Raw genomic sequence first — 22,346 nt, 5'->3', positions numbered from 1 at the left:
TACTCAGTCGAGTAGGTGGGTGCTTCTCTTTTGTGCGTCCAGGGACTTTGCGTAAGTGGTGGCGGTCCGCCGCAGGTGACCCGGCTTTTGCCGGTGGTCCCGGCGGCGGACCGCCGATTGGCGCCCAGGACGCGAACAGAGCACCGTGGTGCCGGCGGTAAGCCTGGCAGACGGGTCGGCCCGGGCGTATCCGGGGGACCTGGAGGGAAGTGCATGCTCGCTGGGCTCGCACTGGTTTCCGCTGCGCTGCAACCAGTTGATGGGCGTCCGCTGGCGCGGCCGGCTGTTGGGTTCAGGGCGTGCCGTCGCAGAGCTCCGGACCCCCTGAACCTGGTGTGTCTACGACGTTTTTTGGCTGCTGTCCTTCGGATTGTACGTGCCCGCTCCGGCCCCTCTAGCCCCTCCTTCGTCGGGGCCTGCGGCCCGGAAATTCTTCTCCGGCGCTCGTTCCTCGCTGATTTCCTCCGAAGATTTTCCGTGCTTTGCCCTGCGGGTAGACGGGACTCCACGGGCACAGCTCCGCAAGCTTCGCCAGCAGCCAAAAAACAACGGGGGGAGAGGGGAGCTGGCCGGTCACCTTTGGTCGCCCCACCCACCCAACTTCTCGGCAAGAAGGAGCAACACCATGAACGACTTCATCAAATTCACCGGCCCGGCCGACATCCTGGCCTTCATCCCGCACACGCTGGGTGAGGCCCCGAAGGAATCCTTCGTCGCGGTCACCATGCAGGGAAACAAGCTCGGTGCCACGCTCCGCGTAGATGCCCCGTTCGGGCTGGAGCCGGTGGCCTTCGCCCAGACGCTGGTCAGCTACCTGACCGCCGACGAGGCAGCGACCGGATCCATTCTGGTGATCTACACGGACGAAAACCCCGGACGGGGCCAGCGTCCCTACTCCGGGCATGTGCAGGCACTGCGCGCCGAACTGGACACGGCAGGGATGCCGCTGAAGGACGCATGGCTGGTGACCTCCGAACTGTGGAGGAACTACCTGTGCGAGGACGCCAGCTGCTGCCCCGACGAGCCGCTGGATGCCATCACCACCAGCAACGGCAACGCCGCCCTGATCTACCGGGGGAGCCACGTCACGGGATTCACCGCACCGGCGCCGTTTGCCGGGGAAGCAGGAGCCCGTGAAGCGATCGCCGCGCACAAGCCCGACGGTTGGCCCGAGGACTTGGAAGCCTGCCGCGCGAAGTGGGCCAAGGTGCTCGATGATCCCAAGAGCCTGACCACCCAGACCGCGCACGAGCTCGCGGGAGCGCTCCAGCACCCCACCATCCGGGACTACATGATGGGTGACATCATTACCCATGCCCCCGACCAGTTCACTTCCGTGATGCTGGGAGTCGTCGTCACCCGCCCCGACTGGGCCCGCGTGGACACCGCCCAGGAAGTCGCCTTCGAGCTGATGAAGGCCACCCCCGAAGGGCAGCGCGCCCCAATGCTGTGCCTGATCGGCTGGCTGGAATGGCTCAAAGGAAAGTCCAGCTTCGCCGCCCGGTACTTTAAACTCGCACTGGACGACGTCGCCGAATACCGGCTGGCCGAACTGCTGGCTGAACTGGTCAACCGCGGCCTACTGGCAGACTGCACACGAGACCCGAAAAAGGCCTACAACCGCCAGCTGAACCGCTAACGGACTGGCCGGGCCCCACCCAAGGGGTCCGGCCTTCCCCGTCGGATCTTCCCCAGGTGCGCGGCGGCCTCCCCCGCTAGCGCTCCGCCGGCCGCGATAACGCTGCCGCGGGCGCGGCCACTTCCAGCCAACCCGCAGAAACTGCCACTACTGTGAAAGGACACAAGCAGTCCTACAGCAGGCAAGGAAACCCCGTGGCCGACGAGATCCGCATGACCGAGGACGACACCGTCGCCCCCGACGCGAGCCCCATCGAAGACTTCCTGGAGCTGCGCCTGCTCACAGCCGGCCCACCTACCGGCCCCGTGGACTTTCCCCTGGAAGACCACCGGCTCGACGAGCCGTAACCAGTGCAGCGCTGACGCTGCACCCCAGATTTCCTTTTGCCGAGGAAAAACCACGAAGGGCCGGCACGTCAACGTGCCGGCCCTTCGTCATGTCCGCCGCCTTTCAGAGAACTGAGCCGCCACAACGACACGGCCGCGAGACTGTTGAGGAAGGCGATAAAGAGGTCGCCGGCAGCAGGCCGGCCGACAACCAGATCCACAGCCACCAGCACCACCGATCCGATCGCGGCAACAGTGAACACCACAGCCAGGAGCCGGCCGGCCCGTGGTGACTTCCATGCGCTGCCGCGCCGAGCCTCACTGCCGCGGCCAAGGTGTGGAGCTGGATCGCTCATGCCCCCACCCTACTCAGGGACAAGTGCATGCTCGCTGGGCTCGCACTGGTTTCCGCTGCGCTGCAACCAGTTGGCGGGCGTCCGCTGGCGCGGCCGGCTGTTGGGTTCAGGGCGCGCCGTCGCAGAGCTCCGGACCCCCTGAACCTGGTGTGTCTACGACGTTTTTTGGCTGCTGTCCTTCGGATTGTACGTGCCCGCTCCGGCCCCTCTAGCCCCTCCTTCGTCGGGGCCTGCGGCCCGGAAATTCTTCTCCGGCGCTCGTTCCTCGCTGATTTCCTCCGAAGATTTTCCGTGCTTTGCCCTGCGGGTAGACGGGACTCCACGGGCACAGCTCCGCAAGCTTCGCCAGCAGCCAAAAAACAACGGGGGGAGAGGGGAGCTGGCCGGTCACCTTTGGTCGCCCCACCCAACTTCTCGGCAAGAAGGAGCAACACCATGAACGCAACACCCACGCTTGAAATGCTCGACCCGGCAAACCTGACCGTTGACATCAATGTCCGCAAGGACGCCGCCCTGACCGCTGACTTCATCGCCAGCATCAAAGAACATGGCGTGATGGAACCGGTGATCGCCCACCGCAAGGACGACGGCACCGTGCACGTCCTTATGGGCCAGCGCCGCACCCGGGCCGCCGTCGAAGCCGAACGGCCCCTCATCCCGGTCCTGCTCATCGACTCGCCCGAGGAAGCGGAGCGCATCGTGACGCAGGTCGTGGAGAACATCCAGCGCGCAGAACTGACCGAAGCGGACGAAGCTGATGCCTACCACCAGCTGTCCCTGATCGGCGTCTCGGCGGCCGCGATCGCCAAGAAGACCGGCAGGACCAAGGACAAAGTCGAAAACGCGCTAAAAGCCAAGGCATCCACCGCCGGGAACAATGCCCTCGAGAGCGGCTACACCCTCGACATGGCGCTGGTGATGACCGAGTTCGAAGGAGACCAGGACGCCATCGAGGAACTCGAATCAGTAATCCGGGACGAACCGCAGTACTTTGACCACATCGCCCAGAAGCTCCGCGACGACCGCGAATCCAAGGCCCAGCTCTCCGCCCTCATCGAAGAACTCATCGCCCAGGGCAAGGCCATCGTTGAAGACGCCGGACACTACGCCGACGAGGAAAACCTGTACGTCTCAGCGGCCAAACGCCCGGACGGGGAACCGGCCACCGACGAGGATGCCAACGCCTACATCATCAGCACCAACTACCGGGGCCAGCACACCGCCCAGCCCGTCATCAGTGACTGGAAGGAACTGGGCTTCACCCCAAAGTACGAACGCTACAACGGGAGCGGGACGCAGGCACAGAAGGGCCCGATGACCGAGGAACAGAAGGCCGAACGGAAAACGCTGATCGCCAACAACAAGGCCATGGAATCAGCGACCAAGGTCCGCCGCGAGTTCGTCAAAACCCTGCTGGCCAGGAAGCAGGCACCCAAGGGCTGGCAGTACTTCACCGTCCACGCCATCACCCACCACTCCGAAACCGCCAGCGGCTACGACGGGAAGGTCGCCGCTGAAATGGTTGGTGCCAAGGTCGAAGAATCCAGCCGCTGGGGATGGAACCCGCTGCGGGACCACGTCGCAAAAACCGAAGCGCGGCCCGAGTTCTCCCTGATCGCGCTGGTTTGCGCAGGGTATGAAAAGACCATCGCCAAAGACTCGTGGCGGTCCCCGAGCCAGACGCACCGGGACTACCTGAACCAGCTCGTTACGTGGGGATACACCCCCAGCGAGGTCGAACAGATCATCCTCGACGGCCCCAAGCCAGCCGAGAACGACGCGCCCGCATAAAACACTCTTGCCGGGCGGAAACCCCGCCCGGCAAGACCCCCGGCCACTCACCACGCAAGGGCCGGGAACCTTCCAGAAGTCGGGCGGTCCGCCGCCCAGGGCGAACCACAGCAGCCACTCACCAGCGGCGGACCGCCGATCAACGCACCCATCACACGCCCCACCAGGTGCCGCGCTACCAGGGACAACGACGTCCACCTGGCAGCTGCAGGCACCAAAGACAACATTCAGCTAGGCTGAATCCGTAGATTTCCTTTGCCGAGGAGAACGCAGAAGGGCCGGCTCATTTGAGCCGGCCCTTCTTGTGTCCCCAGGCGCCGGAGCGCCAAGGGTGTGGCTTAGCAATCAGCCCGGGACATTCCGGGGATCGTTGCCGTAGCTGTTCTTGGAGCCGATCTGACCGTCCTGGTTCTTGATGACGTGCTCGACCTTGTCCGCCTGGGCAGCTTCCCGGCCAGCAGCTGCCGCTTCGTCCTTGGTGCTGTAGCCGGCACCGAACGCGCGGTCAGTGCCCTCACGCTTGTTCTTCCACGAACCGTCTTCGTAGTACGTCTCAATGTCACCCTGAGCCATTGCATACTCCCTTTTGCCGTTCCGGATTACTGACACCTGTCGCGCAAGCGCAGACAGCGAAAAGCCCCGCGGCACGAGTAGTGGCGGGGCCTCCCTGGCAACCACTCCGCCTGATGGGGGACAGGCGGAGAAGCTGCAACCAAACCTATTAGCAAGCATGCTTACTTTTCAAGTTGCCGCGCCGAAGACCGCCTGCCACAATCGCGGCCGAGTTTCCCATGGTCCAATCCCCAACGCCGCGACGCGCCTGTTTCCGGGGCTGGTGTTCTTTCAGCAGGGACGACACCAATTCACTGGGGGAGTGGACTTTTGCAGGGCATCTCACCAACGGTCCCGAGAGCGGCTTTTCAGGCACATGGGGGCTGCGGCCCTGGCGAACCAGCGGGGATGACCACAGTCGCCGGCGGCGTGACTCACCATCCGTTGTCATTTTCAGAAGTCGACTGCACTGGCGCCCGCGGAATTCCGGGGTAGTGCAGACGAGTATGGACATTGAAATGTCAGAAGTGCCCTGCACGGAAAAGCATTCTGCTCAATAGTCCTCTGCACCAACAGCCATCTTTTTTCAGAAGTCGCCTGCACCATCCAACAGGGACTACTTCTTTGGTGCCTCGATCGCGCCTGCTGCCGGGACCCATCGGTAGAGGGTGGGCACGGAGACTCCTAGGGTGTCGGCGACCTCCCGTGGCGGTGTTCCCTGGTTGAGGAGCTTTCGGGCTGAGCGGATCTTGGCATCCGTCATGATGCGTTTGCGGCCGCCGACCCGTCCTTGTTCGCGTGCGGCCTGCAGTCCGGCCTGCGTACGTTCGACCATGAGCTCCCGTTCCATCTGGGCCAGGGAAGCCATGACGTTGAAAAAGAAGCGCCCGGAGACCGTCGTGGTATCGATCGCATCGGTGAGGCTGACGAACCCTACGCCGCGGTCGTTCAATCCGCCGGCGAAATCCAGGAGGTCTTTCACGCTCCGACCCAGGCGGTCCAGCTTCCACACCACCAAGGTGTCACCTTCCCGCAGGTTGTCCAGCGCCTGGTCGAGGCCCGGGCGCTGGGACTTGGTACCGCTGATCGTGTCTTTGTAGATCTTGTCGCATCCGGCCTTCTGTAGGGCGTCGCGCTGCAGGTCCAGGTTCTGGTCCCGCGTGGAAACCCGGGCGTAGCCGATGCGGTGCCTGACCATGGGATGTTCTCTTCTCAAAACTCGGTTCGGGGTCTTAGTTCGACTGTACCGATTCGAGAACTATTTGTGAGAACCGGGGGCGGGAGTCGCCGCTTTTTCTTCGTCGAGCCGATTTTCCGGGGCAGGACGTCGAGGCACTCCGATGAGCAATCGGCCCCGGGATTCTCGATTCGACGCGTTCTCGGAATCCTTCGTTTTTGATAACAGCCTGCAGCCGCAGCCCCGCCGTTGAGAAACCCCGGGCGGTCGACCGCGTCCCCGGGCAGGCGCGCCAGACGACAACGGCACGGGCGGCGCAGGCGACGTCTGTGAATGTCGGCGGTGAGCGGCGGTGTTTTCTCGACGATGAATGTCGCATCGGACCGTAAGTAGATCGAGAGGCCCCGACCTGACCTCCAGAGTTTCGACCGAGATGCAAAAACGCGTCTCCAGATACTGGTCTTCCCCTGGGAGGCAATAGCGGCTAGTCTGGGGAACACGAGATTAGACCCCCGAAAGGATAAACAAAATGTCTCCCAGTGAATTTCATTCTGTACCGGTTCCCGCCGAGGACCTCGAGGCGGTGTACCAGCTGCTTGCGGAGCGATCGCGAGCTCGCAGCGCCGTTTCATCTGCTTCCGCGTCGGCCGCAGACACGCCCCCTCACGAGGGCGTGTCTGAACGGTCCGATGCTAAAGACGAACGGTCCGAGGCTAAAGACGCTGTGTGGACGGAAGAGCGACTGGCACGCGTCGCTCAGGGTGACACGATCATCACCCAAGTTCTCACCGACATCATGGACGTCATCGCACGCGACCCTCGTGGCACGCGCGAGTACAACCGGAAGGACCTCGTTGACGAGACTGGGCACTCTGCGGGTCGCATCACGAACACGTTCACCAAGCTCACCAGCCACTTCCGGAAGCATTACGAGACCGACTGGTGGCCGATTGTGGTCGAGTCGGGTGCCAGCTTGAAGCCGGCGCGCTCAGGCGCGCATTACTGGATGACTCCGGCGATCACCGATCGGTGGAAGCGAATCCGCAACCTCTGAAATCCCCGAAACGAGGCACCCGAGCAGTTCGATCACTCGGGTGCCTCTGCATGTGAGCCGATTGCCCGGGCGGCGCCTGGACGAACGGACGTCGCCAGGAGCCAGCGACGTCCGCCGAGCGGCCTCTTGTACGGCCAGATCTTCCGCTGTGAAGTCGACTTCTGACATTCCGTGCAGACGACTTCGGAAAATGACATCCGTTCCCGAGGCCAAGGAGCGGGGGAATTACAATTTGAGCGAATGAATTCGCAGGAAAATTCCCTAGAATACGCGGGAAAACCCCTATTCATTCAGTTGAATGATTGCTAGAATTGAAGTAGCAAGTCAGCCAGACGAACGAAACTCATTTGATACGAAACCAGGTGCTGAAAATGACTGCTTCACCCACCGCTTACACGGTCTACACCAAGCCGGACTGCCCCAACTGCGAGAAGACGAAAGACTACTTCGATTCCAAGGGCATCACCTACGCGGCCGTGGACATCATCGAAGTGCCGGCAGCGCTGGAGTACATCACCGCCGAACTCGGCTACTCCCAGGCACCCGTCGTCGTGAACAACTCCGACGACCAGGACCACTGGTCCGGCCTGCGCCGCGACAAACTCGTCACTGCCGCCATGAACCACCGCAGCTGCTTTACCCGCAGTAACTAATCCGCCAGAACGAAACTAAGAGAACAGGACGAAACCAATGTCAGGCGAAACCACCATCACAGTCATCGGGAACCTCACCAACGACCCAGAGCTCCGCTTCACACCTAGTGGATCTGCGGTGGCGAACTTCACCGTCGCTTCAACACCCAGGACGTTCGACCGGCAGTCCAACGAGTGGAAGGACGGCGAGACACTTTTCCTCCGCGCCAGTGTATGGCGGGAAGCGGCAGAGAACGTGGCCGAGTCCCTGACCAAGGGCATGCGCGTCATCGTCAGCGGCCGGCTGAAGTCCCGGTCCTACGAAACCAAAGAAGGCGAGAAGCGCACCGTGATCGAACTCGAAGTCGACGAGATCGGCCCGTCCCTGCGGTACGCGAACGCCAAGGTCAACCGCTCCCAGCGCAGCAACCAGGGCGGACAAGCCGGCGGTGGCTTCGGCAGCCAGGGAAACACCAACCAGGGCTCGCAGTCGGCCCCGCAGGATGACCCTTGGAGCATCCCGGCGACCAGCAACGCCGGCGGCTGGGGCAACGGGCCCGACTCCGAACCACCGTTCTAGGCAGTACAACTGTCGGGGTCAGCAGATACGCTGGCCCCGACAGGCAGCGCCCGCTAACCCAGACCACGAGCAAAGGGATATACCACCATGACGCATGCAGATGACCTCCGCGCCTGGGCGCGAGGTTCATACACCACAGAGGCAGCGACGGAGCTGTTGCTGAAGGCTTTCGGGGGGCGCTTTGCCGATCCTGGGAACCCGTGGGTTCACGCCAAGACCACCACGCCCGAGGGCTATACGGAAGGGCCATGGATCGACTTCGAGTCGATTCCGGAGGAAGCGGGCGCGCTGTCCGGTGGAGAACGGCGGTTCCTGCTGCTCGCCGCATCACTGGCCGAGAACGTGCCCGTCGTTTTGGGGGATGTTGTGCCCGGGCTGGACCGGGACAACCTGGACTTAGTGTTGGCCGCCATCGCGCACGCTGGCGGCAGCCACCAGCACTCCGATATCCGCTTCAACGAGGACGGTTCCATGTCCCGGGGAAAGGGCTACCTGGACAGCCTGCACCCGTGGCCGCGGGCTTTGCGTGCCGTCTAAACAGGAGCTTTGTTGATGGCGAAACCGAACCGGTTCCCGGCGTTCACGCCGTACTACACAGAGGAACAAGCCGGGCAGGTACGGGCCGCGTTCAAGGCCGCAGGCTTGCAGGAGGGCGATGCCAGTATCTCGGACCTCATCGTTCGGGCAACCATGCGTGAGGTAAAACGGCTGCAGCGCAAGTACAACGGCGGCAAGCCGTGGCCTCCGGTGAAGGCCGGGGAGCTGCGCCGCGGGCAGAGAACGAAGGATGAGATGCAGCACCGGAACGAGGACGCGTAGCGATGGGTAAGAGGACCGAAGACATGAACCAGGCGAAGGTCCCGGCGCCGCTGCCGTTGCCAAGGATGCTGTCTCTTGAGCAGGTCCAGGAGATCCTGAACCTGGGCATACCGTCGATTTACGCGCTGGTGAAAAGCGGCGAGCTGCGGGCGGCGCAGTTCGGCGGCCGCAACGTCTGGCGGGTACGCGAGGATGACCTCGCAGCCTTCATTGAAGCCGCCTACGAGAAGACCGCAGAGCGGATCGCTTCCGGGCAGATCCCGGACGGCGAGGCCCCCGGCGGCAGCTAATCAATCCAGTTCCCAAAACAGCATGAAGGCCGGCACCCATCTGAACTGCTCCCCGAAAGTTGGACTGAGAAAATCAGTTCTTACTTTCGGGGAGCAGTCTTTATGCAGGAGAGTAGTTCGTTATCTGAGGAACAACGCGAGGCCGCGGTAGCGTTGTTCGAGATTGGGTGGGGCGCGAAGTCAGCGGCGACGAGGCTAGGGGTCCGCTCGAAAGCTGTCATCCGCATTCATAACCTGTGGAGAGTTCGCGGAGGTACGGCGCTAGTGACCAAACCAACCAAACGGAAGTTCACGTTTGAGTTCAAACTCAATGCGGTCCGCCGGTTCCAAGCCGGAGAGAGCCAGGTTGCCTTGGCGAAGGAGCTCCAGCTTTCCTCACCGGATCTGATCAAGAAGTGGGCGCGGATATACCGCAACGAGGGCGAGGACGGCTTGCGCCCGAAATCAGCCGGCCGACCGACCTCACCTCCTAAGGCGCCTACGCAGCCAGAGTCGGAGCTGCAACGATTGCGCCGCGAGAACGAGCGCCTGCGCGCGGAGGTGGCCTTCCTGGGAAAAGTAAACGCCTTGAGGGACGAGGAACAGCGCTAAAAGTCAGCGCTGTCATCGCTCTCAAGGCCGAACACCGGTTGGACGTTCTGTTGGACGTTGCCGGGCTGCCCCGGTCGACATTCTTCTATCACCAAGCTCGACTCCTCGCCCCTGACCCGCAAGCAGACCTCAAAGCCGCAGTGACGAGCATCTTCCAGAAGAGCCACGCCCGGTACGGGCACCGCCGCATCCATATGGAACTGGTCAAAGAAGGCTGGACGGTCGCGAAAAAGACCGTGCTGAAGCTGATGCGTTTACTCCGGCTGGTCTGCAAGGTCCGGCGGAAGAAGCGCTACAACTCTTACCAAGGCGAGCAGGGTGTTGTTGCCCCGAACCTGTTGAAACGCCAGTTTGAAGCAGATGCGCCGAACGAAAAATGGGTGACCGATGTGACCGAGTTCAGCGTCGGCGACAGGAAACTGTACCTCTCACCGGTGCTGGATCTCTTCGACCGGCAGATCATCTCCTACGCCATTGGACTCTCGCCCAACCTGGAACTGACCAACTCATCACTGCGCGGCGCGCTAACCAGTCTGGAGAACGGACAGCAACCGCTCGTGCACTCGGACCAGGGATTCCAATACCAGCACACCTCCTGGCGCGCACTCCTGCAGAATGCGGGCGCGGTCCAATCGATGTCCCGCAAAGCCAACTGCTACGACAACGCCGTCATGGAGAACTTCTTCGGACACCTCAAAGAAGAGCTCTTCCACCGCGTCCGATTCATCAACACCGAAGCACTGACAGCCGAGCTGCACGAATACATCCGCTGGTACAACACCGAACGGATATCGACAAAGCTCAAGGGCCTGAGCCCGGTGCAATACCGTGCTCAGGCCCTTGCGGCGTAGGCTCTATTTGGCCAGTCCAACTTTCGGGGACCAGTTCAATCGGGTGCCGGCCTTCATCGTCTTGGTGGATGTTAGTAATTCCCGGGCCGTGCGGTTGCTGCCATTGCCTGGATCACGCGGGCCTGTCGGTACTTGGTGGTGATAAGCGCCGCCCTGCAGCTTGTGGTTGTCACCGCCCATGACCGGGCTGGAAGCCCCCCGAGCGCCTTAGAAGCCGGCCACTGGTTACGGTTCCTTGGCTGCCCAAACTCGCCCCGCCTGGTCGGTGTGTGTCGTCCCTGCTGAAAATACCCGACCCCCGCAACGGGGTTGGCCGGCGACGGCGGTCCTGGTCCATGGGAAAGGGTTCCGTTGGTGAGTTCAGCGTTCCCAGACTGTGCACATTCGCCGGTCCCGGTGGTGACGTGCCCGCTGGTGGTGTCCTGGCGTTTGTGTGCAGCCGGTCAGGTGGGTCCCGTCGTCCACATGGGTGCGGGAAAAGCCCGAAGGTTTTAGCTTTTGCCGTGCCCATGTGGGCGAGGGGTTTTAGTGATCCTGCGCGGTTTCCTCGTCGGCTGAGTCGGTGCCTGCTGCGGTTTCGCTGGGGGAGCCGGCGGTCTTAGCCTGGGCTTTGCGGCGGCGGCCGGCGGCGGCTGGTTCGAGTCCGAGCTTCTTGAGTTCGTCGGGGCTCCAGCCGTCCCGGGTGGCTTTGACGTAGGCGCGTTTGTCGTCGCGTTCAGCGGCGGCGAGCTGGTCTTTGAGGTCGGTGACGCGCTGGCGTGCTTGGACGAGTTCTTCAACGGATTTGATGCGGGAGTTGAGCAGCGCTCGGGCTTGGTTTTTGGTTTCTTCGATGTTGATGGATGCCATGGTGTTTGGGTGCCTTTCGTGGTGTTGCGGTTTAGCGTTCGAGGTCGGGGTGTTCGCGGTTATCCAGGGTTAGCTCCACCTGCATTCAGGATTCCCTGCGCCATGATCCACTGGCCGACGATGCATGCAAGTGCCCAGACGGTGCAGAGTATGTACGCCGCTGTACGGGAGCCTTTGGGCATGCGGTGTGCATCTGGCTTCCTTCCCGAGCGTAGGAGCATAACAAGCGCGACGGGGGCGGGGAGCATGGCGATCTGCATCGGGATTCCCGTTCCGTGCCTGTTGTACTTTCCGTCGTAGGGCATCCTGGTGTCCCACGGGACACTCACGAATGTGTAGAGCGCGATGCCCAGGCAAAGCGCCAGTGCGACCCATGCGAGCACGTCGATGCGCTTGGTAACCCTTTTGCCCTGCCTGAGGTCTTCTTCGGTGAGTCCCTCAGGTACAGCTTCGTTCCCGGCGGGACGGTTGGCATCTTCCTGATGCGTCATCAGGTCACCTCTTGCTTGACGAGGTTCGCGGAGTACGGAAAGTCCAGTGTCATCGTCCGGAGATTTCGACGCTGGTTTTCGGCTCGTCCGGGTAGCTGTGTTCTGCGAGCATGTTTCCCCCCAAGGTCGGCTGTACAGGCGGTGCCAGCCTACCCGCGCCAAGGAGCGGTTCCGAGAACATCCGGCGGCGAGCCGCGAAGGTCAGCCCCGGCGGAGCAAGCTATACATTTACACGGGTGTAAATGGGTGTGTCCTGCACCGTCCTGCCGTCCTTGTTTGGCACACTGGCTTGTGGGTCCCCTGTTTCGGGGTCGCTGCGCTGGGCTGTTCGAGGCGATTGGGGGAGGGCGTGACCGAAGAGGGTGTGCCGCGTTCCCGCATCTCCAAGCGGCGCCGGGCGAACAGGCCGGCCGGGTCCAAGAAACGCCGTGACCTGTGGGTCACTGCCGAGGAAGAAGCGGCCCTCGTTGCCCGGGCCGCCAGGGAGAAGGTCACGGTCCCGAACCTGCTCATCACAGCTGCCCTGTCGGAAGGGTCTGAAACGCCGACGGAGCGGAAGGCGACGATGGCTGAACTGATGGCCATTCATACGTTGTTGGCGCGGGTGTCGAACAACGTGAACCAGATCGCCCGGCACGCCAATGCCGGGGACGAATTCCCCCAGGACGCGAAGGCAGCCCTGGAGTACGTGCGCGAGGTCGCGATGCGGATCGACCGGACGATCGAGGGGCTGATGTAGGGATGATTCCGAACATCACCCGCGGGTCCAGGATGTCCGGGCTGCTGCACTACCTCGCCTCCACCGACACGGACAAAACGAAGAACGCACACACGGACCCCCACCTTGTGGCTGGCGACGCGGCGGTCATGGCCTGGTACGACGACGGTGTCCTGGACCGCGACGACGCCATAGCCATTGCCAGGCATCTGGACCAGCCCCGCAAGGCTTACGGGGTCGAGGTGCTGCAGAAGGATTTCCGCCGGGACCCCGTCAAGAAGGAGCGGGTCGCGAACGGCCACAAGCAGGCCGATGTGTGGCACTGCTCGCTGAGCCTCCGCGCCGAAGAAGGCGCCCTCACGGACCAGCAGTGGGGCGATATCGCGAACGACTTCGTCGACGCCATGGGCTTCACCGAGGCCAGCGGTAAAGCCCAGTGCCGGTGGGTTGCGATCAACCACGGAACCAGCGAAAACGGCAACCACCACATCCACATCGCGGTGTCCCTGGTCCGCGAAGACGGCACCAAAGCCTCCACCCACGGCGACTACAAACGCGCACAAAAGACCTGCCGGGAACTCGAGACCAAGTACGGCCTCGAAGAGCTCTCCAGCGTGCACGCCACCCGCGGCTACGACCGGGCCGAGAAAGCCACCGCGGTCCGCGACGAACGCGAAATGCACCGCGCCTCCCTGGCACGGAAGGTCCGCGCCAGCGCCAGCGCCTCCGGCAGCGAAGCAGAGTTCGTCCGCCGCGCCCGCGACACCGGACTGCTCGTCCGTCCCCGCTACGCGAAGAACACCACGGACGTCATCGTCGGATACTCCGTGGCAGAACGCCCACCCCGCGGGCAACGGCCCATCTGGTTCGGCGGAGGCACTCTCGCCACCGACCTCCGGCTCGGCCAGCTCCGCCAGGAATGGACCGACTCACCTCAGGCCGCCATCGACGCCGCCGCAGAGTGGAACGCCGCCGCCAGGAACAGGCGCAAGGTCATCACTAACGGTCCGGAGAACGCCACTCCCGGTCCGCAGGTTTGGGCTGAGTACACACGCAACGCCACCGAACTGGTGGAGCGCCTGCGCGCCCTGCCGAAGGATGATCACGCCACTTGGGCGAAGGCAGCCCGCGACGCCGCCGGTGCGTTCGCGGCATGGTCCCACCGCATCGAGGCTGTACCCGGGCCGCTGGCGGCCACCGCCGCTGAACTGTCCCGGACAGCCCAGCTTCGCGCCCCCAGGGACCATGGCAAACCGGTCCCGCTGCCGTCCATCGCCGGCACCGCGATGCTGTTCATGGCTGCGGCCAGTAGGGACAAAAGCGCGGCGCAGACCGCGCTCATGGTGCAGCTGATCAACACCGCCTTCGCCGTGTACGAGATGCACGCCCAGGCCGGCCGGACACGGGAGGCCCAGCGCATCCGCGCCGTCGTCACACAGCAGCTGGCACCGTTCACCGCGACCATGCCCAAACCCGTCCTGGTCGGCGTCGGTGAGGCCCCGGCCGCCGCTGCCGGCACCGGTCCGTCGGCGGCCGACATCGGACGCCGGGGCATGGGCCCGGTCCGCCCGGGATCCGTAGTTCCATCAACACCAGAGAAGACCAGGACCCACCAGCACAACGGCTCTGACATCGGACCGGTGCTGGGCCGCTAGAACCCGCAAGAGATCAGAACAACTACGAGGGGGAGTACCGATCATGAGCGAACCAGACGGCATTGACGAGGTAGTGGACGGCAGTCTCAGGCAGTCCCTGATGTCCGCCTCACGGCTGGCCGAAACCCTGACCCGGATGCGGCAGGAATCCCTGCGCCAACGCGAGCAGCAAGACGCCCAGGCGGCACACGAAGCCCAGGTCCTTGAAGCGGCCCAGCGCGCCGCCGTGCAGGGCGCGCTCGCCCCGGTCCAGAAGGACCAATGGTGGGAGCAGGCGCAGCCCAAAGACATCGCCCAGGTGCACGCACTGGCCGAGGTCTGGAAGGACCACGACCCAACCGCACTGGCCGCGGCGGAACGGATCCGGTACGAGGTCCAGCACCGCTACGGCATCGATACCCGCGACGTCGGAGCAGACGCCGCTTACCTGGAATCGGGCATCGAGACGATCAGCGCAGAGCAGGCACGCCGCGCCGCTGTAGCCGACCACCAGAAAGGCATGGCACTCATTGCCGCGGCCCAGGCCGAAGAACTCAAGACCAAGGCCGAGCAGCTGGCACCCGAAATGGAGAAGCACCACGTACCCGTCGAATACCTGAACAACCCGGCCCTGGTGGGGGCGCTGCAGAACGCACACGACGCCAAGACACCCGCCGCCATCGAAGCCGCCGACACCAAGGTCAAGGAGCGCCTATACCTGATCGGCAAAGACGACATCACCGGACCAACCATCGACCAGCTCCGTGAAGAAACAACGGCGAACTTCAACGGGGCCGGCGAAGAGCATTTCAAGGACGCCGACTTCGTGGACGCAGCGAAAGAATGGCACGAAGCAAAACTCCTCGCCGAAGGCGGCTTCAAAGGCGCCCAGGAGCAGCCCATGGAACAGCGCTACGAACGCACCGAAGCAGAACTCTTCGCACGCATCGAAGGCATGGGCCGAAAACTCGAGAATCGCGTCACCGGCGACGACAGCAAACAACTGACGGTCCGGGGCGAGAAAGCCATGGCCAGCTCAGCCGCACAATATGGCTCCGCCGAGCATAATGAGGCCTTCGCACGATCCCTGGCCGGCACGGCCACCGATGAACAGGTAAAGGGCAGGCTCGCAGCAGCCCGCAGTGAAGGCACCCACCCCAGCACAGCCCTCGTTCCTACTAAAGCACCAGCCAAGGCTCGTAAGACAAGTCCCAGCGCAGCGCTCGGGGCACAGAAAACCAAGACCGGCCCCAGCCGCTGAGGTCCCACGTCAGTTCGCACCTTTCGGTCTCGTCAGCCCATCCACTGACAGTCAACGAGGGTGGAGGGAGGCACAAACGGGATCGGAGTGTCATTTGTGCCACAGCCTGTGGCGCAAATGAAGATCGATAGGCTGGAGCCATGATGAGGACTTCAGAGATCGACCTGCCAGCAGATTATGCCGAGTTGTTGGAGTCGCTGAAGGCCCGCGTTAAGGGCGCCAGGATCCAGGCCCAAAGGACCGTCAACCGCCTGGTCATCGAGCTCTACTGGTCCCTTGGGAAAGACATTCTTGCGCGTCAGGACAAGCAGGGGTGGGGGAGTGGCGTCATCAATAGGCTGGCTTCCGACCTCCGCTCAGCCTTCCCGGATATGAAGGGCCTGTCTGCCCGGAACCTGCAGTACATGACCGCCATGGTGCGCGCGTGGGATGCGGAGGCAAATGTGCCACACGTTGTGGCACTTTTGCCTTGGGGCCACATCCGGACGATTCTCGACAAGGCAACGACCGCCGAAGAGCGGGCATGGTACGCCGCCGCAGCAGTCGAATACGGGTGGTCCCGCAACGTGCTCCTGAACATGATGATGAATCACTCGATGGAGCGCACCGGCGCAGCTCCGTCGAACTTCACCCGTCAGTTGGCTGCCGGCGATTCCGAGCTGGCTCAACAGATGGCGAAAGACCCCTACAACTTCGAGTTTCTGGGCCTCTCCGCTGAAGTCGCCGAACGCGACCTCGAGAACGCCCTCACCAGCAGGATCACAGATACCCTCCAAGAACTGGGACCCGGCTTCTCTTTCGTCGGCCGGCAGGTTCACTTCGACGTCGATGGCGACGACTACTACGTCGATTTGCTGTTCTTCCACATCGAACAGCTCCGATACGTGGTCATTGAGCTCAAGACAGGCAAGTTCCAGCCCGAATACGCCGGCAAGCTCAACTTCTACGTCGCTCTTGTCGATGACGTGCTGCGCCGCGAGCAACACAACGAAACCGTCGGCATCCTGATCTGTGGAACCAAGAATGACCGCAGCGTCCGGTACAGCCTCGGCCGCTCCACTTCACCCATGGCGGTCGCCGCCTATACATACGACAAGCTCCCCGCAGCCGAACAACAGGCCCTCCCCAACGAAGGGCACCTCGTAGCCGCCCTGGAATGGGCAGAACCTGCCGGTGACACCGAAGACGGCCAATAACCGTCCTCACTGGCCACGGGCCAGCATTTGAAGGCAGATCAGCAATAAAAGCGCACCTGCCTGGTCTGCAAAGGTGCCGGAGGCAGCTGATTCGGACGACGCCCGGTTCTAACCTGTCGAGCCGGTGGTGCGTATGCTTGCTGAGGGATGTTTCCACTCCCAGGAAGCCTGTCAGCACTTGCTGACAGGCTTCCTAAGTTTCAGGGACTCCGCCGATTCTGCGTCCTGCCTTCTTCTGGCAGAAGCCACAGGCAGCGAAGGTGCCTGCGGATCGGTGGACGAGAAGTATTTCCGCCCGGTTTTCGGCTGATCTCCGGACGCCGATCATGCACCGCTATGTCGGCTGCTCCGAGCGGGGGAATATATCGGTACTGTCAGGTTGCGATCTAAGAGTTCCTCGAGCGGTTGCCAGAAAAGTCAGAATCGGACCCTATTCTGACAACTTTTCGGCTACCTGCCTGACGTCAGGTTGGGGTGTACACCAACTGGACGTGTGAACTTCGGAGCTTATGGCGCTAGGACTGGCCTTGCTGCGGTCAAAAACGGTCGTTTTTAGGTGGAGGCCAGGCAATCTCTAGCCCTTGACCGCCGGAAGCCCTGTTTTTGATGGTGTCGACCTTGTTTGGGTCATTCTCAACCACTGGAACCAAAAGTGTGTCGATGCGGTCCAACATTGACTGGCTGAGCACAATGCCCACGGCCTTGGCGTTCTCTTCCAATTGCTCCGGCCGAGACGCTCCGACTATGGCCGCTGAGACGTTTTCGTTCTGAAGGACCCATGCAAGGGCCAGCCCAGCCATAGACAGGCCTACTTCTTCGGCTAGCGGGCGCAATTGCTGGATCCGACTCAGCACATTATGGGTCAGGTATCGATTTTCTTTGATGCCATGATCTGAGGCAAACCTGGACTGTGCTGGCGCCGTCCGGCCGGGACTGTACTTTCCCGTGAGTACGCCCTGTGCTAGCGGGGACCAGCAGATTTGGCCAATGCCGAGTTCTGCACAAGTTGGGATTATTTCTTGTTCTATGACGCGCCAGAGCATGGAATATTGGGGCTGATTGGAGATCAGCTGAATACCTAGCTCTTTGGCAAGGGCCGCTCCTTCCCGGATTTCGTCCGCAGTCCATTCGGAGACCCCGATGTAGTGGGCTTTTCCGGCGCGGACGATGTCAGCGAACGCTTGCATGGTCTCTTCTAAAGGTGTCTCGTAGTCATAGCGATGCGCCTGGTACAGATCTACGTAGTCGGTGTCGAGTCGGCGAAGAGAACCATTGATCGCCTCCATGATGTGCTTTCGGGATAAGCCTCGATCGTTTTTCCCTGGCCCGGTGGAGAAGTAGAGCTTGGTGAAAATCTCGATTCCCTCCCTGCGGGTTCCGCGGAGTGCATCGCCTAGAACAGCCTCTGCTCTGGTGCCTGCGTAAACATCAGCGGTGTCAAAAGTCGTGATGCCTAAATCAAGCGCCTTCCGCACGCATGCCGAGGACTGCTCCGGGTCAATCTGTTGTCCCTTTGTTACCCAGTTTCCGTAGGCCAGAGCGCTGACACTCATGCCTGATGAACCCAGCTTGCGGTATTCCATAGTCTTCCCCTACGAGGATGGTCAGCTGATGAGTATGTGAGCGGACCCTAGATGTGCCTTTCGCGAGTTACGCCGCAGGGCACGTCAGGATCCACCTCGACCGAGAAGTGCGCGGCGTCTATTCGTGTCACTGATATCCCGTGTCCCTCGGCTATTGCCACGGGTAAGAGTGCAGTTACTGCCTGCTCAATCTGTTGCTGTTTCGAATCCGCGTCCTGTGGACTCACGTGAATGACTCTTGGTTTGGGTGTAAGTGTCATCGGTTCCGTTCCTCCTGAAAAGGGGTAATGAAGCATCGTTCAGCTAGTCCCGTAAAACCCTTCGCTCACTGCCTGACTGTCGTTCCGCGTCGGGATCGAAATTTGGGCGCCGACCCGTTGCACGGTTACCGCCGCTGCAGCGCATGCGAGTTGCATGGCGTGTTCCGGGTCCTGTCCTCTTGCTATTTCTGCGGCAAACACGCCGCAAAAGGTGTCTCCTGCCGCCGTTGTATCGATCGCATTCACCCGCGGGGCCCGCAGCCGTATCTGCTTTGATGTCCTGCTTGCGTAGAGGCAGCCTTCACCCCCCAGCGTGATAACAACGGCGGGAACGAGGGTGAGGAGTGCTTCAACGCATTCATCGGTGTTTCCTGGATCAGCAGCAGCTATTTCTGCCGCTTCGTGTTCGTTCACAATGAGTACGTCCACCAGGGCCCAAAGTTCCTCCGGCACGGGAACTACTGGTGCGGCATTGAGCATGAAGAGCGCGCCAGGCCGCTTTTTCCGGGCAGCTTCCAAAACAGTTGTTGCGGGGATCTCCAGCTGGCTGAGCACCACGTCCGCCGTTGCGATTGCTTGCTCGGCCGCCCTTGAAACCCCCCCTAGCTGGTTGGCGCCGGGTACGACGATGATTGAATTCTCACCGAGAGCATCCACGGTGATGAGTGCCATCCCTGTCGGGGCGTTCTCTGTCGTTTCTATGACGGCTCGAACGCCGTCGATTGCCATCTGGCACTTGAGAAAGGTCCCGTCTGCGTCCTTTCCGACTGTTCCGACGAAGGTCGTGTGAGCCTGCGCCGCACGGGCGGCCGCCACGGCTTGATTGGCGCCTTTGCCGCCACCTGATCGTGCGGCAGTCATAGCCAGAACCGTCTCACCGGGTTGGGGTCTGCGGGCCACTTGGGTGGAGATATCGACATTGATACTGCCGACTACAACGATTTTCTGCACCAGTACACTTTCCATTTCTAGGGTCACAGGCCGTGCAACCTGTCTAGGCGCATGAGGTGACCCTTCTGCCACTGTCTTTTCACTCGATAGCGACGCCCGCGCCCCCGTTTGGTCCCGCTCGTGCCCGGGAAGCTGTATGCAGGCACAAGGCTTCCCGGCGCAGGAACACGACATCAGGCCCCGAACCCAACTGCACCGCGTCGAGGTGCTGGAGGCACCTACTTTTGTTGGGGCCTCCAGCACTGACGTGATAGTCGCCGGGTCACTGACGTGGGCGACGGCTTCCCCCGGACAAGAGCAGACTGGGCCTTGTCGGGTCATCCTGCGGAGCACGCTTTAGCTGTGTACTGGCTTTTCCAAGTCGAGCACCAGCGGTTCGCTCACGAATCCAGTTCATGTGGTTCCTTTCGTCATGGCCGGCTGAGGAGGGTCGGGTGGGGCACACCGTGCGGTACCCGCTATTGGTCCATAGCGGTTTGGCTCAGCCAGAGATGGTTTTCCATCCGTCGGTCCAGAAGCGGGCGAGCTCGTCCTTTGACATTTCTCCGGCGAAGTACTTCTGCAGGCCCGGGGTTTGGTACTGAAGCTTCCACTGCGGGTAGTCCAGAGTCTTGATGAACGGGGCCGAGGCCAGACCGTTGCCGGCTTTGAGCAGCGGCTTCCAGATAGGCTTGTCCGCGGTCTGCTTCTCCAGCACGTCCAGTGCCTTGGACGAAACCGGGCGGACCCATTCTGCTTCGGCAAGGCCTGCCTGGTTCTCGGCGTTCATGTAGAAATCGAGGAATTGTGCTGCTTCTTCTTTGTGCTGGCTTTGTTCGGCAATGGAGAGGGTCTGGGGGTTTGCTGCTTGTTCGATGCCGTTATCACCGGCCAGTGGTGGCATGACGGTGAAGTTGAAACCCTCCGGCGCTGCTTCGGTAAGTTGCTGTGCAAGGTAGTTGGCGCCCATGTAAATGCCGTACTTGCCCGCAAGGAAACCCGGGATCACATCAGAGGTGCTCTGGGTGGCGGCGGTTGGGTCCATTGATTTGTCGTCATGGAGCATGGCATGGACTTGTTCCGGGACGGCCAGTTCGCCCTTGCCAACGTTGATCGTTGCTGATCCGTCGTCCTTCACGTCGAAGAAGGTGCCGCCGTAGCCCGGTGCGGTGTTTATCATTGCTGATGCGGGCTGCTTAAGGCCCCAGCCGACACCGTATTTGCCGTCCTTAGTGAGCTGCTTGGCAATATCACGGAGTTGTTCCCAGGACAGGCTGTCACCGGAGGGCATGGGGACACCGGCAGCGTTGAGGGCGTCGGTGTTCACGAAGGCGACGTAGGACTGCACAAGGGTTGGGACGGCGACTACCTTATCGGCGGTAGTGACGGTCTCCCACATGTCATCGGAAATGGAGCTCTTGAGCTCGTCCGACAACAGCGGGGACAGGTCAGCGAGGTATCCCTGGTGGGCGAATCCCGTGATGTCTGAGGCCTCGTCGTGGATGAGGTCCGGGGCAGTGTTGCTTTGGAACTGCGTGAGGAGCTGGTCGTGCACATCGTCCCAGGTGCCTGGCCGGATGTTGACGTGGATGTTGGGGTGAGCGGCGTTCCATTCTTCGACGATTTTGGCCGTCTTCTGAACGGTCGCTTCCTGGAATGCCAGGCTCTGGAACGACAGCTCAACCTTTTCGTTGGATGCAGAACCTCCCGAACATCCGGTGAGGAGCGCGGCGATAGCGACGGCAGCTGCGCCGCCAGCGAATGTTTTTTTCATAGTTGCCTCCGTTGGCGAATTGAAAACGAGCTGTGGGTGGGGAAACTGTTGCCTATCCCTTGACGGCCCCGCTGGGCAGGCCCGAGGAGAGCTTGCGCTGGATGAAGGCGAAGAAGAGAAGGCTGGGGATGGTGGCAAGAAGTGCCAGTTGCAAGTGGTCCGAGCTGAATGATGCCCTCTGCTCCCAGGAACCGTGCCAGGGCCAGCGGGAGGGTATGTCGAGCAGGGGTGCGGATGGTTACCGAGGAGTGTTCAGGAACCAGCTCCGCTGGACGTGGTTGACGCCCGGCCCCTCGCGGAACCGGCCCGGCTGCGCCACCCACCCCACACCGTTGGCGATGACCTGCCGGATCTGCGGCTGGTGGTACACGGGGTACTCCTGGTCGCCGGGGCTGAAGTAGAAGATCCGGCCCTTCCCGCGCGTAAACGTCAGGCCTGAGCGGAACACCTCGCCGCCTTCGAAGGAGCTGATGAAGATGAGGTCGTCGGGCTCGGGGATGTCGAAAAGCTCGCCGTACATCTCCTGCTGTGGGATGACGATGGGGCTCTCCACGCCGGCGGCGATCGGATGGGAGGGCTTCACCGTCCATACGAGCTCCCGCTCGCCCTCGTTGCGCCATTTCAGTGAGCAGGTGGTGCCCAGCAGCCTGGTGAAGATCTTCGCAAAGTGCCCGGAGTGCAGCACCACCAGGCCCATGCCGCCCAGGACGTGGCGCTGGACCCGTTCCACGATCTCGTCGCTGACCTCCTCATGCGCCCGGTGGCCCCACCAGAGGAGCGCATCCGTGGCGGCAAGGGTTTCCTCCGAAAGTCCGTGCTCCGGCTCGGCGAGGGTGGCTGTGGTGATGCGGGAATCCGGGTAGAAGCCCCTGAGTCCGTCCGCGATGGCGCCGTGCATGCCGCTCGGGTACATCTCGGCCATGGTTGCGGGCTGGTTGCGGGCCTCGTGGAGGCCTTCGTTCCAGACCAGGATGTTGAGTTTTTCGGTCATT

At 62.1% G+C, this 22,346-nt stretch carries 24 protein-coding genes; 15 read left to right on the top strand and 9 right to left on the bottom strand.

The window, feature by feature from the left end; genetic code table 11:
* Positions 1–625 precede the first annotated feature (625 nt).
* Positions 626–1,639: a DUF4192 domain-containing protein gene (locus AC6CH3_RS09465; protein ID WP_498132193.1), complete on the top strand. Its 1,014-nt coding sequence runs from the start codon at positions 626–628 to the stop codon at positions 1,637–1,639.
* A gap of 152 nt (positions 1,640–1,791) precedes the next feature.
* Positions 1,792–1,986, top strand: coding sequence for a hypothetical protein (locus AC6CH3_RS09460; protein ID WP_498132192.1), 195 nt, complete (start codon positions 1,792–1,794; stop codon positions 1,984–1,986).
* Positions 1,987–2,054: 68 nt separating this feature from the next.
* On the opposite strand, the gene AC6CH3_RS09455 is transcribed toward AC6CH3_RS09460, so the two are convergent.
* Positions 2,055–2,321: a hypothetical protein gene (locus AC6CH3_RS09455; protein ID WP_498132191.1), complete on the bottom strand. Its 267-nt coding sequence runs from the start codon at positions 2,319–2,321 to the stop codon at positions 2,055–2,057.
* Positions 2,322–2,756: 435 nt separating this feature from the next.
* On the opposite strand from AC6CH3_RS09455, the gene AC6CH3_RS09450 reads away from it, so the two are divergent.
* Complete coding sequence (locus tag AC6CH3_RS09450) at positions 2,757–4,112, top strand: ParB/RepB/Spo0J family partition protein (RefSeq protein ID WP_498132190.1); 1,356 nt, start codon at positions 2,757–2,759, stop codon at positions 4,110–4,112.
* 345 nt (positions 4,113–4,457) lie between these two features.
* On the opposite strand, the gene AC6CH3_RS09445 is transcribed toward AC6CH3_RS09450, so the two are convergent.
* Positions 4,458–4,685, bottom strand: a complete 228-nt coding sequence (locus AC6CH3_RS09445; protein ID WP_498132189.1) for a DUF2188 domain-containing protein — start codon at positions 4,683–4,685, stop codon at positions 4,458–4,460.
* Between the two features lie 595 nt (positions 4,686–5,280).
* Positions 5,281–5,862, bottom strand: coding sequence for a recombinase family protein (locus AC6CH3_RS09440; protein ID WP_498132188.1), 582 nt, complete (start codon positions 5,860–5,862; stop codon positions 5,281–5,283).
* Between the two features lie 508 nt (positions 5,863–6,370).
* Here AC6CH3_RS09440 and AC6CH3_RS09435 point away from each other — a divergent pair.
* From AC6CH3_RS09435 to AC6CH3_RS09400, 8 genes are all read left to right on the top strand, one after another.
* Positions 6,371–6,895 (top strand): hypothetical protein, encoded by a 525-nt coding sequence (locus tag AC6CH3_RS09435; protein WP_498132187.1) that lies wholly within the window; start codon positions 6,371–6,373, stop codon positions 6,893–6,895.
* A gap of 371 nt (positions 6,896–7,266) precedes the next feature.
* Entirely contained in the window at positions 7,267–7,548 is a 282-nt protein-coding gene (locus AC6CH3_RS09430; protein WP_498132186.1) for a glutaredoxin family protein, read from the top strand.
* A 37-nt stretch (positions 7,549–7,585) separates the two neighbouring features.
* The gene (locus AC6CH3_RS09425; protein ID WP_498132185.1) at positions 7,586–8,107 is read left to right on the top strand and encodes a single-stranded DNA-binding protein; all 522 of its coding nucleotides are present in this window, start codon (positions 7,586–7,588) and stop codon (positions 8,105–8,107) included.
* Between the two features lie 87 nt (positions 8,108–8,194).
* Positions 8,195–8,644 carry a hypothetical protein gene (locus AC6CH3_RS09420; RefSeq protein ID WP_498132184.1) on the top strand — a complete coding sequence of 150 codons (450 nt, stop codon included), beginning with the start codon at positions 8,195–8,197 and terminating at the stop codon, positions 8,642–8,644.
* A 15-nt stretch (positions 8,645–8,659) separates the two neighbouring features.
* Complete coding sequence (locus AC6CH3_RS09415; protein WP_498132183.1) at positions 8,660–8,926, top strand: ParB family protein; 267 nt, start codon at positions 8,660–8,662, stop codon at positions 8,924–8,926.
* Positions 8,927–8,928: 2 nt separating this feature from the next.
* The gene (locus tag AC6CH3_RS09410; RefSeq protein WP_498132182.1) at positions 8,929–9,216 is read left to right on the top strand and encodes a helix-turn-helix domain-containing protein; all 288 of its coding nucleotides are present in this window, start codon (positions 8,929–8,931) and stop codon (positions 9,214–9,216) included.
* Positions 9,217–9,480: 264 nt separating this feature from the next.
* Positions 9,481–9,807, top strand: coding sequence for a helix-turn-helix domain-containing protein (locus AC6CH3_RS09405; protein WP_498132181.1), 327 nt, complete (start codon positions 9,481–9,483; stop codon positions 9,805–9,807).
* A 38-nt stretch (positions 9,808–9,845) separates the two neighbouring features.
* Positions 9,846–10,658, top strand: coding sequence for an IS3 family transposase (locus AC6CH3_RS09400; protein ID WP_498132180.1), 813 nt, complete (start codon positions 9,846–9,848; stop codon positions 10,656–10,658).
* 525 nt (positions 10,659–11,183) lie between these two features.
* Here AC6CH3_RS09400 and AC6CH3_RS09395 read toward each other — a convergent pair.
* The gene (locus tag AC6CH3_RS09395) at positions 11,184–11,507 is read right to left on the bottom strand and encodes a hypothetical protein (RefSeq protein ID WP_498132179.1); all 324 of its coding nucleotides are present in this window, start codon (positions 11,505–11,507) and stop codon (positions 11,184–11,186) included.
* Positions 11,508–11,566: 59 nt separating this feature from the next.
* Complete coding sequence (locus tag AC6CH3_RS09390) at positions 11,567–11,998, bottom strand: hypothetical protein (RefSeq protein WP_498132178.1); 432 nt, start codon at positions 11,996–11,998, stop codon at positions 11,567–11,569.
* Positions 11,999–12,347: 349 nt separating this feature from the next.
* Here AC6CH3_RS09390 and AC6CH3_RS09385 point away from each other — a divergent pair, with 349 nt between their 5' ends.
* From AC6CH3_RS09385 to AC6CH3_RS09370, 4 genes are all read left to right on the top strand, one after another.
* Complete coding sequence (locus AC6CH3_RS09385; protein WP_498132177.1) at positions 12,348–12,737, top strand: MobC family plasmid mobilization relaxosome protein; 390 nt, start codon at positions 12,348–12,350, stop codon at positions 12,735–12,737.
* 2 nt (positions 12,738–12,739) lie between these two features.
* Positions 12,740–14,371, top strand: a complete 1,632-nt coding sequence (locus AC6CH3_RS09380) for a relaxase/mobilization nuclease domain-containing protein (RefSeq protein WP_498132176.1) — start codon at positions 12,740–12,742, stop codon at positions 14,369–14,371.
* A gap of 43 nt (positions 14,372–14,414) precedes the next feature.
* Positions 14,415–15,611, top strand: coding sequence for a hypothetical protein (locus tag AC6CH3_RS09375; protein WP_498132175.1), 1,197 nt, complete (start codon positions 14,415–14,417; stop codon positions 15,609–15,611).
* A 143-nt stretch (positions 15,612–15,754) separates the two neighbouring features.
* Complete coding sequence (locus AC6CH3_RS09370) at positions 15,755–16,807, top strand: PDDEXK nuclease domain-containing protein (RefSeq protein WP_498132279.1); 1,053 nt, start codon at positions 15,755–15,757, stop codon at positions 16,805–16,807.
* 536 nt (positions 16,808–17,343) lie between these two features.
* Here AC6CH3_RS09370 and AC6CH3_RS09365 read toward each other — a convergent pair.
* The 4 genes from AC6CH3_RS09365 to AC6CH3_RS09350 form a co-directional block, all read right to left on the bottom strand.
* A complete protein-coding gene (locus AC6CH3_RS09365) occupies positions 17,344–18,390 on the bottom strand; it encodes an aldo/keto reductase family protein (protein ID WP_498132174.1) in 1,047 nt (348 codons plus the stop codon).
* A gap of 299 nt (positions 18,391–18,689) precedes the next feature.
* Positions 18,690–19,601: a ribokinase gene (locus AC6CH3_RS09360; RefSeq protein ID WP_498132173.1), complete on the bottom strand. Its 912-nt coding sequence runs from the start codon at positions 19,599–19,601 to the stop codon at positions 18,690–18,692.
* Positions 19,602–20,082: 481 nt separating this feature from the next.
* Positions 20,083–21,354, bottom strand: coding sequence for an ABC transporter substrate-binding protein (locus AC6CH3_RS09355; protein WP_498132172.1), 1,272 nt, complete (start codon positions 21,352–21,354; stop codon positions 20,083–20,085).
* A gap of 238 nt (positions 21,355–21,592) precedes the next feature.
* Positions 21,593–22,345, bottom strand: coding sequence for a ThuA domain-containing protein (locus AC6CH3_RS09350; protein ID WP_498132171.1), 753 nt, complete (start codon positions 22,343–22,345; stop codon positions 21,593–21,595).
* Position 22,346 lies beyond the last annotated feature (1 nt).

Source organism: Arthrobacter sp. GQ119 (genome assembly GCF_059759125.1).
Note: the sequence above shows the minus strand (reverse complement) of the source record. Positions and strands in the feature narration are given on the sequence as shown.

Coding starts and splice junctions, on each gene's coding strand:
- AC6CH3_RS09425 (WP_498132185.1), top strand. CDS start 7,586: ATGTCAGGCGAAACCACCATCACAGTCATCGGGAACCTCACCAACGAC.
- AC6CH3_RS09415 (WP_498132183.1), top strand. CDS start 8,660: ATGGCGAAACCGAACCGGTTCCCGGCGTTCACGCCGTACTACACAGAG.
- AC6CH3_RS09390 (WP_498132178.1), bottom strand. CDS start 11,998: ATGACGCATCAGGAAGATGCCAACCGTCCCGCCGGGAACGAAGCTGTA.
- AC6CH3_RS09365 (WP_498132174.1), bottom strand. CDS start 18,390: ATGGAATACCGCAAGCTGGGTTCATCAGGCATGAGTGTCAGCGCTCTG.
- AC6CH3_RS09465 (WP_498132193.1), top strand. CDS start 626: ATGAACGACTTCATCAAATTCACCGGCCCGGCCGACATCCTGGCCTTC.
- AC6CH3_RS09370 (WP_498132279.1), top strand. CDS start 15,755: ATGAGGACTTCAGAGATCGACCTGCCAGCAGATTATGCCGAGTTGTTG.
- AC6CH3_RS09380 (WP_498132176.1), top strand. CDS start 12,740: ATGATTCCGAACATCACCCGCGGGTCCAGGATGTCCGGGCTGCTGCAC.
- AC6CH3_RS09420 (WP_498132184.1), top strand. CDS start 8,195: ATGACGCATGCAGATGACCTCCGCGCCTGGGCGCGAGGTTCATACACC.
- AC6CH3_RS09440 (WP_498132188.1), bottom strand. CDS start 5,862: ATGGTCAGGCACCGCATCGGCTACGCCCGGGTTTCCACGCGGGACCAG.
- AC6CH3_RS09445 (WP_498132189.1), bottom strand. CDS start 4,685: ATGGCTCAGGGTGACATTGAGACGTACTACGAAGACGGTTCGTGGAAG.
- AC6CH3_RS09410 (WP_498132182.1), top strand. CDS start 8,929: ATGGGTAAGAGGACCGAAGACATGAACCAGGCGAAGGTCCCGGCGCCG.
- AC6CH3_RS09355 (WP_498132172.1), bottom strand. CDS start 21,354: ATGAAAAAAACATTCGCTGGCGGCGCAGCTGCCGTCGCTATCGCCGCG.
- AC6CH3_RS09430 (WP_498132186.1), top strand. CDS start 7,267: ATGACTGCTTCACCCACCGCTTACACGGTCTACACCAAGCCGGACTGC.
- AC6CH3_RS09435 (WP_498132187.1), top strand. CDS start 6,371: ATGTCTCCCAGTGAATTTCATTCTGTACCGGTTCCCGCCGAGGACCTC.
- AC6CH3_RS09395 (WP_498132179.1), bottom strand. CDS start 11,507: ATGGCATCCATCAACATCGAAGAAACCAAAAACCAAGCCCGAGCGCTG.
- AC6CH3_RS09375 (WP_498132175.1), top strand. CDS start 14,415: ATGAGCGAACCAGACGGCATTGACGAGGTAGTGGACGGCAGTCTCAGG.
- AC6CH3_RS09450 (WP_498132190.1), top strand. CDS start 2,757: ATGAACGCAACACCCACGCTTGAAATGCTCGACCCGGCAAACCTGACC.
- AC6CH3_RS09350 (WP_498132171.1), bottom strand. CDS start 22,345: ATGACCGAAAAACTCAACATCCTGGTCTGGAACGAAGGCCTCCACGAG.
- AC6CH3_RS09455 (WP_498132191.1), bottom strand. CDS start 2,321: ATGAGCGATCCAGCTCCACACCTTGGCCGCGGCAGTGAGGCTCGGCGC.